This is a genomic window from Amycolatopsis sp. NPDC051061, assembly GCF_040682935.1.
Classification (GTDB): domain Bacteria; phylum Actinomycetota; class Actinomycetes; order Mycobacteriales; family Pseudonocardiaceae; genus Amycolatopsis.
In genome coordinates this window covers 1-7484 of the sequence record NZ_JBFBBZ010000014.1, presented here as the reverse complement: position 1 = coordinate 7484, position 7484 = coordinate 1, and the positions used below count along the sequence as shown (strand labels likewise).

At 71.4% G+C, this 7484-nt stretch carries 8 protein-coding genes; 4 read left to right on the top strand and 4 right to left on the bottom strand.

All coding sequences use genetic code 11. From position 1 onward, the window contains the following. Positions 1-100 precede the first annotated feature (100 nt). The gene (locus AB0N03_RS20205) at positions 101-1168 is read left to right on the top strand and encodes an aldo/keto reductase (protein WP_364373625.1); all 1068 of its coding nucleotides are present in this window, start codon (positions 101-103) and stop codon (positions 1166-1168) included. Between the two features lie 57 nt (positions 1169-1225). On the opposite strand, the gene AB0N03_RS20200 is transcribed toward AB0N03_RS20205, so the two are convergent. The 3 genes from AB0N03_RS20200 to AB0N03_RS20190 are packed head-to-tail and all read right to left on the bottom strand — an operon-like array spanning position 1226 to position 4274. Next, complete coding sequence (locus AB0N03_RS20200; RefSeq protein WP_364373622.1) at positions 1226-2440, bottom strand: amidohydrolase family protein; 1215 nt, start codon at positions 2438-2440, stop codon at positions 1226-1228. Continuing rightward, entirely contained in the window at positions 2437-2886 is a 450-nt protein-coding gene (locus tag AB0N03_RS20195) for a GAF domain-containing protein (RefSeq protein WP_364373619.1), read from the bottom strand. Before AB0N03_RS20195 ends, AB0N03_RS20200 begins: the two co-directional genes overlap by 4 nt. Beyond that, the gene (locus tag AB0N03_RS20190; protein WP_364373616.1) at positions 2883-4274 is read right to left on the bottom strand and encodes an MFS transporter; all 1392 of its coding nucleotides are present in this window, start codon (positions 4272-4274) and stop codon (positions 2883-2885) included. The genes AB0N03_RS20195 and AB0N03_RS20190 overlap by 4 nt, the downstream gene beginning before the upstream one ends. A gap of 130 nt (positions 4275-4404) precedes the next feature. Here AB0N03_RS20190 and AB0N03_RS20185 point away from each other — a divergent pair, with 130 nt between their 5' ends. Together AB0N03_RS20185 and AB0N03_RS20180 are read left to right on the top strand one after the other, a co-directional pair. Next, on the top strand, positions 4405-5280 hold the full coding sequence (locus AB0N03_RS20185) for a MurR/RpiR family transcriptional regulator (protein ID WP_364373613.1): 876 nt from the start codon (positions 4405-4407) through the stop codon (positions 5278-5280). Between the two features lie 17 nt (positions 5281-5297). After that, on the top strand, positions 5298-6074 hold the full coding sequence (locus tag AB0N03_RS20180) for a decarboxylase (RefSeq protein WP_364373610.1): 777 nt from the start codon (positions 5298-5300) through the stop codon (positions 6072-6074). Here the strand turns inward: AB0N03_RS20180 and AB0N03_RS20175 are convergent. Next, complete coding sequence (locus AB0N03_RS20175) at positions 6034-6753, bottom strand: GAF and ANTAR domain-containing protein (RefSeq protein WP_364374193.1); 720 nt, start codon at positions 6751-6753, stop codon at positions 6034-6036. The two genes, AB0N03_RS20180 and AB0N03_RS20175, sit on opposite strands and share 41 nt — an antisense overlap. 248 nt (positions 6754-7001) lie before the next feature. Here AB0N03_RS20175 and AB0N03_RS20170 point away from each other — a divergent pair, with 248 nt between their 5' ends. Then, positions 7002-7268: a hypothetical protein gene (locus tag AB0N03_RS20170; RefSeq protein WP_364373608.1), complete on the top strand. Its 267-nt coding sequence runs from the start codon at positions 7002-7004 to the stop codon at positions 7266-7268. The last annotated feature ends 216 nt before the right edge of the window (positions 7269-7484 follow it).

Genomic DNA, 7484 nt, shown 5'->3' with positions numbered 1-7484 from the left:
ACCCATGGCGGCCTTCGGTGCGTTCAACGCACCGAAGGCCACATTGGGGCGCTGGAGGACTGGACTTGCGGGTCCAAAAATCGCTAGGCACGCTGAAGTCATGTCACTCGATCAGTACTACCTCCTCGGCCGCTCGGGCCTGCGCGTCAGCCGGCTCGCGCTCGGGACGATGAACTTCGGCACCGGCGGTTTCCACGCCGCCTACGGGAAGACCGAAGACGAGGCCCGCCCGATCTTCCGCAAGTACCTCGACGAAGGCGGCAACTTCCTCGACACGGCGGACTTCTACACCGCGGGCGAGAGCGAGACCATCGTCGGCCGGCTCATCGCCGAGGCGAAGGTGCGCGACCGCGTCGTGCTCACCACCAAGTTCACCAACAGCGTCGACCCCGGCGATCCCAACGCCGGCGGCAACGGCCGCAAGCACCTGGTCCGCGCGCTCGAAGCGTCGCTGCGCCGGCTGGGCACGGACCACGTCGACCTCTTCCTGCTGCACACGTGGGACCGGCTCACCCCGGTCGAAGAGGTCGTGCGCACGCTCGACGACCTCGCCCGCGCCGGCAAGATCCGTTACGCGGGCCTGTCGGACGTCCCGGCCTGGTACGCGGCGCGGGCCCAGAGCATCGCCGAGGCGCACTCGCTCACGCCGATGATCAACCTGCAGCTGCCCTATTCCCTGGTGCAGCGCGAGATCGAGACCGAGCACGTCCCGATGGGACAGCACCTCGGCCTCGGCGTCACGGCGTGGAGTCCCCTGGCCGGCGGCTTCCTCACCGGCAAGTACCGCGACGGCGGTGCCGGTCGGCTCAGCGACGCGCAGACCTGGACCGAACGTGACTGGCAGCTGCTGAAGCCGCTCGAGGAGGTCGCGGGCAAGCTGGGCGTCACGATGGCCCAGGTGGCGATCAACTGGGTGGCGACCCAGCCGGGCATCGCCTCGGCGATCGTCGGGGCGAGCAGCGCCGAGCAGCTGGACAAGAGCATGGCGGCGCTGGACTTCGAGATCCCGGCCGAGCTGCGGGCGGTCCTGGACGAGGCGAGCGCGGTGCCGCCGGCGTCGGTGTACCGGATGTTCACGGCGCAGTACCAGAACTGGATCGTCTCACCGGACACGAAGGTGGGCGACAAACCGGACGGCTACGCGCCCGCGATCCGCAACTGGGTGTAGCGCAGGCTCTGAAGGCCACCACTAGCTGCCCTGATGGTGGCCTTCAGGGACTTCCCGTCAGCCCGCGACCACCTCGCCGCCCTGGACGATGTGGCGGAAGTGCTTCGGCTCCGCCAGGACCCCGAGGTCGTCCAGCGGATCCCCGTCCACCACCAGCAGGTCCGCGTGCGCGCCCACGGCCAGCGTGCCGATCTCGCCCGACAGGTTCAGCAGGTCCGCCGCCGTCGACGTCGCCGAGCGGATCACCTCCAGCGGGGTCTGGACCTCGCCGCGCAGGCGGAACTCGTGGTTCTGGTGGCGGTGCATCCCGCCCAGCAAATCCGTCCCGTACACCAGCTTCACGCCGCCGCGGGCCGCGCGCTCCAGAGCCGCCATGCCCGCGCCGAGGACCTCGTCGACCTTGCGCCAGCTCGACTCCGGGAGGCCGTGCTCGCGGCCCTCCTCCTTCAGCGCCCAGTACGTCACCAGCGTCGGCACCAGGTACGCCTCCTGCGAGAGGAACAGCGAGACGCTGCGGTCGTCCAGCAGGTTGCCGTGTTCGATCGAACGGACACCCAGCTCCAGCGCCCGGTTCACCGCGCGGGCGGTGTACGCGTGCGCCGCCACGTACCGGTTGGCCGCCGTCGCCTCCTCGACGATCGCGCTCAGCTCGTCGGCCGAGTACTGCGTCGAGTCGATGCGGTCGGTCGGGGACGCGACGCCGCCCGAGGCCATCACCTTGATGTGGTGGGCGCCCTTGCGCAGCTCGTCGCGGGCGGCCGCGCGGACCGCGTCGACGCCGTCGGCCACCCGGCCCAGCCCCGCGCAGCACGGGTGGTCGTCCTTCGCGTGCGTGCCGCGGGTGCGGCTGTCGCCGTGGCCGCCGGTCTGGCTCAGCGCGCGCCCGCAGAACAGCAGCCGCGGGCCGCGGAACAGCCCTTCCGCCTGGGCGTCGGCGAGGCCGTAGTCGGCGCCCGACGCGTCGCGGACCGTGGTGAACCCGCGGTCGAGCATCCGGCTCATCGTGCGAGCCGCGTGCGCGGCCTCGTAGAACGGTGACGACGACGACAGCGAGCCCAGGTCCGCCGTCGACGCCGTGACGTGCACGTGCGCGTCGACCAGCCCGGGCAGGACGACCGCGCCCCGCACGTCCAGCTCAGGCACGTCGGCTGCGGCGAGCCCCGGCCCCACCTCCACGATCCGGCCGTCGGAGCAGCGCAGGTCGCCTTCGGAGTACTCCCCGGACAGCGGGTCGAGCAGGCGGGCGTTGCGCAGCAGCAGGGATCCGGTCACCGGTTCTCCTCCTTTTGATCAAGCAGGGCCAGGTCGAGCAGGGCGGACACGGCCAGCGGCGCGAGCGATTCGGCCACCACCACCGCATCGTCGTCGTAAGCGCCTTCCGCGTCGAGGATGTTGAGCACCCCGAGCGTCCGGCCGTCGGCGATCACGGGCACGTTGATGATCGAGCCGCAGCCGAGGCTTTCGATCAGGTCGTGGTCGGCGAAGATCTCGCGCACCGCCGCGCGATCCGGCCCGAAGTACGGCTCCTGGGCGGTGATGCACCGTGCGAGCCAGCCGGCCGCGACCTCGACGGTCTTCTCCCCGCCCACCGGGTACTCCGCGGGGTGACTGCTGTGCACCCGCTTCAACGCGCGACGCTCGGGAACCCACGCGAGCACCGTGAACAGCCGCACGCCGATCGCGTCGCGCACCCGTTCCTCCACAGTGGACAGACTCACTTCGTCATCTCCTTCGCGGCGGCCTTCGGCGCGCCGTGTTCGGTCAGTTCTTCCAGGGACCGGCCGGCGGTGGACAGGCCGAAGACGAGCACGCAGAGCACGCCCGCCGCGAGGACGGCCGTCGTCAGGCCGAAGACGCCGGCGAACCCGAGACTCGCCGAGGACAGGCCGATGATCGTCGGCGCGAGGATGCTGCCGACCCGGCCGAACGCGCTGGACAGGCCGGTGCCGCTGGCGCGGATCCAGGTCGGGAACACCTCGGGCGTGTAGGAGTACACGCCGGCGTAGGTGCCGTTGAGGAAGAACGACAGCACCGCCCCGGCGAGCGTGATCGACCACGGCGCACTCGTCTGGCTCAGCCAGAACGCGCTCACGGCCGAGCCGGCGAGGTACAGCGCGATGGTGTGCTTGCGGTCGAGGCGTTCGGACAGCCACGCGGCGGAGAAGTACCCGGGCACCTGGGCCAGGTAGATGATGATCGAGAACTCGAAGCTCTTCGTCACCGTGATGCCGCGTTCGACGAGCAGCGTCGGGATCCACGAGAAGAAGCCGTAGTAGGAGAACGTGATCACGAACCAGACGGTCCAGATCACCGCCGTCCGGCGCCGCATCGCGGGGCTCCACAGGAACTTCAGCGCGCTGAAGAGGTTGACCTTCGGGGTCTCGGTCGCGGGCTGGGCGTCGGCGGGCGGCACCGGCGGGAGCGTCGTGCCGGTGGCCTTCTCGACGTCGCGTTCCAGCTTGGCGACGACGGTTTCGGCTTCGGCGGCTCGCCCCTGGGCGAGCAGGAACCGCGGCGACTCGGGCAGCGACCGCCGCCACCACAGCAGCATGACGATCGGCAGCGCGGTGACGAGCTGCGCGATCCGCCAGCCGTCGTCGAACGACGGCACGACGAACCGGCCGATCAGCGCGGCGGCCACGAACCCGAAGGAGAAGAAGCCGGCGAGCGCGCCGACGAACCAGCCGCGCCGCTTGGCCGGCACGAACTCGGACAGGAACGGCGCGATGATGGCACTTTCCGCGCCCGCGCCCGCCCCCGCGAGCACCCGGGCGCCGAGGAAGATCTCGTAGTTGGGCGAGAAGGACGCGATGACGGAGAACAGCGCGTAGAAGGCCAGCGCGTACATCATGACCTTCTTGCGGCCGATGCGGTCGCCGAGCAGGCCGGCCGCGATCGCGCCGAAGAGGAAGCCGAACGGCGTCGCCGAGCCGATCAGGCCGAGCTGGCCGTTGTCGAGGCCCCACGCCGCCTTGGCACTGGGCAGCAGGAAGGCGACGACCGCCGAGTCCATGCCGTCGAAGGTGTAGCCGAGCCCGCCGATGAGCAGCAGCTTGTAGTGGGGCCGGCTCAGCGGGAGCCGATCCAGTCGTGCCAGCAGGGTCATGGGGGAACGCCTTCCGTGTCGGGCGCCGGGGAGTGCGGACAACGTATACTGCGTTTTCAAGATTTTGCAACGTTCATTGCAAGACAACATCCCTGCGTTACGGTCTACGCGACCTGAGGGAGGGGACGAAGTGGCGGAAACCGACGACGGTTTCGAAGCGTGGCTGCGGGACCGGCTGCCCGAGCGGGGGCTGCGGCCGAAGTCGGCCTCGGTGCTGGAGGTGCTGGTCTCCCAGCCGAGGCGGGCCTCGTTCGGCTCGACGGCCGAGCTGGCGCAGCTCGCCGGCGTGAACGTCGCGACCGTGACGCGCACCGCGCAGGCGCTGGGCTTCGCCGGCTGGCCGGCGTTGCAGCAGGAGCTGCGGGCCCGGTACATGTCGTCGCTGAGCGCACCGCAGGTGGCCGAGGAGCACCGCGGCGTCGACTCGCCGGGCTCGGCGTCGCTGCGCCGGGACCTCGACAGCCTCGCCCTGCTGAACCGGCGCTTCGACGAAGAGGTGCTCCGCGAGGTCGCCCGCGCGATCGCCGCGGCCCGCCGGACGCTGGTGATCGCCGACGGCAGTTACGCGGCGGTCGGCATCGCCTTCGCGCACAACGCGCGTCTCGCGGGCTACGACGTCCACGCGGTGACAGCGGGCGACGCGGAACTGGCGAACCAGACGGCGAAGCTGACCTCGGACGACGTGCTGGTGGCAATCAGCTTCTGGCGCCTCTACGAGAGCACGGTCCTGGCGGCGAGCGAGGCCAAGAGCCGCGGCGCCCGGGTGTTCGCCGTGACGGACGCGGCCAGCCCGGCCCTGGCGGGCGCGGTGGAGCAGGTGCTGATGGTGCCGGCGGAGGGCGTCACGTTCTTCCCGTCGCTGACCGCGGGCATGGCGCTGGTCCAGGCGATCGTCGCCCAGCTGGCGGCGGTCGACCCGGCGCGGACGAGCGAGTCCATCGAGGCCGCGGAGGCGATGTGGTCGCGGTTCGACCTGCTCCACCGGCGCCCGTCGACGCCCTCGTGAGTGGCAAAATGGGGGTCATGAGTCCTCGCATCGGCCTGCTCTACCCGACGCGCGATTGCGGTGAGGACGACTTCGCCGCCTTGTGCCGCCGGCTCGACCCGGCCATCGACCTCGACTTCGCCTACGTGGACTGGGGTCCGGGCATCGGGCGCGTCGACGAGCTGGACGCCGCGGGCAAGACGGCGGCCGTGCGGGAACTCGGCGCGCCCGAAGGGCTCACGAAGGCCGCGGACGGGTTCGCCACGACCCCGGACGTCGTCAGCTGGGCCTGCTCCAGCTGCAGCTTCACCCGCGGCCTCGACGGTGCCCGTGAGCAGGCCGAAGCGCTGAGCGCGCACCTCGGCGTCCCGGCGAGCAGCACCTCACTGGCCTACCTGGCCGCGCTCGCCCGGCTGGACGTCGATCGGGTCGCCCTCGCGTCCGTCTACCACCCGGACCTGACCGCGGTCTTCGCCGGCTTCCTCGCCGAAGCAGGCGTGACGACGGTGCACGCGGTCTCGGCCGACGCCGCGTCCGACCGCGCGCTCGCCGCGTGGGACGGGCGGCAGATCACCGACCTCGCCGTCGCGGCCGACCACGACGACGCGCAGGCGGTGCTCGTCCCCGAGACCGCGCTCCACACGACGCCGTTGCTCGCCGAGCTGGAGGACCGCCTCGGCAAGCCCGTGCTGACCGCGACCGCCGTCACGGTCCGGGACGCGCTGGAGCGAGCCGGCGCGGCACCGGAGCGTGCGGGACTCGGGACGCTCTTCGCTAGGCACGCCCGCCACCCGCCGAGCTCATCCGCTTCGTGAACCGCGCCGCGACGTCGCGCAGCTTCGTGTTCGTGTTCTGCGACTCGATGATCAGACGCTGCATCGCCGCGTCGTCGCTCACCCGGTGGATCAGCATGAGCATGCCCTTGGCCTGCTCGATCACCGCGCGCGTCTCCATCGCGTGCCGGAGCTCGTCGGCGAGGAGACGGGCCTCCCGGTAGCGGCGGGTCAGCCGCAGGACGGTTTCCACGCACAACGTGAACAGCCGCAGCACCTTCGTGTCGAATTCGTGGTACCCGTGGGCCCCGAAGCCGAACAGCGTGATCGCGCCGACGAGGGTGTCGTCCACCCGCAGCGGCACCGCGAGGTAGCTGCCCACGCCGAGTTCCCTGGCCGCGAGGACGAACTCGGGCCACCGCTCGCCGGTGTCGCCGACCGCGACCCGCACGACCTCGCCCGTGAGCGCCGAGAGCAGGCCCGGACCGTCGGCCGCCGCGTACTGCACGTCGTCGATGCGCCGGGCGCGCTCGTCGGTGAAGGCCGCGGTCTGCGTCGCGCCGTCGCGGACCACCAAGATGCTGGCCAGATCGGCGTCGGGCACCACCCGGACCGCCTCGCCGCAGACCGCGTCGAGCAGACCCGGCGTGTCGGACACCGACTCGAGGACTCCGACGAGATCGGCCAGGACGGCGTTGAGCTCGTCGACCCGCTCCGCCATGCCGTCGCCAGTGGTCGGCACAGTCCCACCTCTCCCCATGCTCCAGCGGCGAGCAACGGGAAAGAGCTCGCCAGCAGCGTCAACCGAACCACCGCTGGCGTTTCAACGGGTCCGGGAGAACTCTACCGGCCGCTTGCCGTCGCCCGCGCCGGGCCGCGCTCGTGACGGCGTTTGTCGGCGCTCACGGCGGGTATGCCGCCAGGCACGCCCCCGGAAGTACCCGGGCGGCGGCAGGTGAGGAGGCCGGCATGGCCGAACAGGAGAACCACCACGGCTGGGCACCCGACGTGGCAGGAGACGACCCCACCGCGGCCGAGGCCGCCGACAAGGCCCGCGCGGCGAGCGGCTCGCCCGGCTCCGAAGTCGCCGCGGACGGGACGCAGTCCCCGACGGACATGGAGCCGGATTCGGGTGACAGCGGCCGCCGGGGTGCCGAGGAGATCGCGGCGGACGAAGGTCGCGAGGCGGAGGGCCACAAGGGCGTGTCGCAGCGCCCGTACGGCTCGGCGGACTGAGCAACCGCACGCCGCGCGCCGGTAAGTCGCGCCCGGCGCCCCCGGTAACCACGCTAGCGGAAGGCACCGACAAGTTTCGGCGCCTTCCGCGCGTGCTCGCCGGCTTGTCCACAGCGCCGGTCAAGCGCCCCAATGTGGCCTTCGGTGCGTTCAACGCACCGAAGGGCCCCTTGGGTGCGTTGAGCGCAACCAAGGCCACATTGGGGCGCTCTGGCT

Bases quoted from the DNA above. Each gene is read 5' to 3' on its own strand.
- AB0N03_RS20180 (WP_364373610.1), top strand. From the start codon at position 5,298: ATGAGTCCTCGCATCGGCCTGCTCTACCCGACGCGCGATTGCGGTGAG.
- AB0N03_RS20190 (WP_364373616.1), bottom strand. From the start codon at position 4,274: ATGACCCTGCTGGCACGACTGGATCGGCTCCCGCTGAGCCGGCCCCAC.
- AB0N03_RS20205 (WP_364373625.1), top strand. From the start codon at position 101: ATGTCACTCGATCAGTACTACCTCCTCGGCCGCTCGGGCCTGCGCGTC.
- AB0N03_RS20175 (WP_364374193.1), bottom strand. From the start codon at position 6,753: ATGGCGGAGCGGGTCGACGAGCTCAACGCCGTCCTGGCCGATCTCGTC.
- AB0N03_RS20170 (WP_364373608.1), top strand. From the start codon at position 7,002: ATGGCCGAACAGGAGAACCACCACGGCTGGGCACCCGACGTGGCAGGA.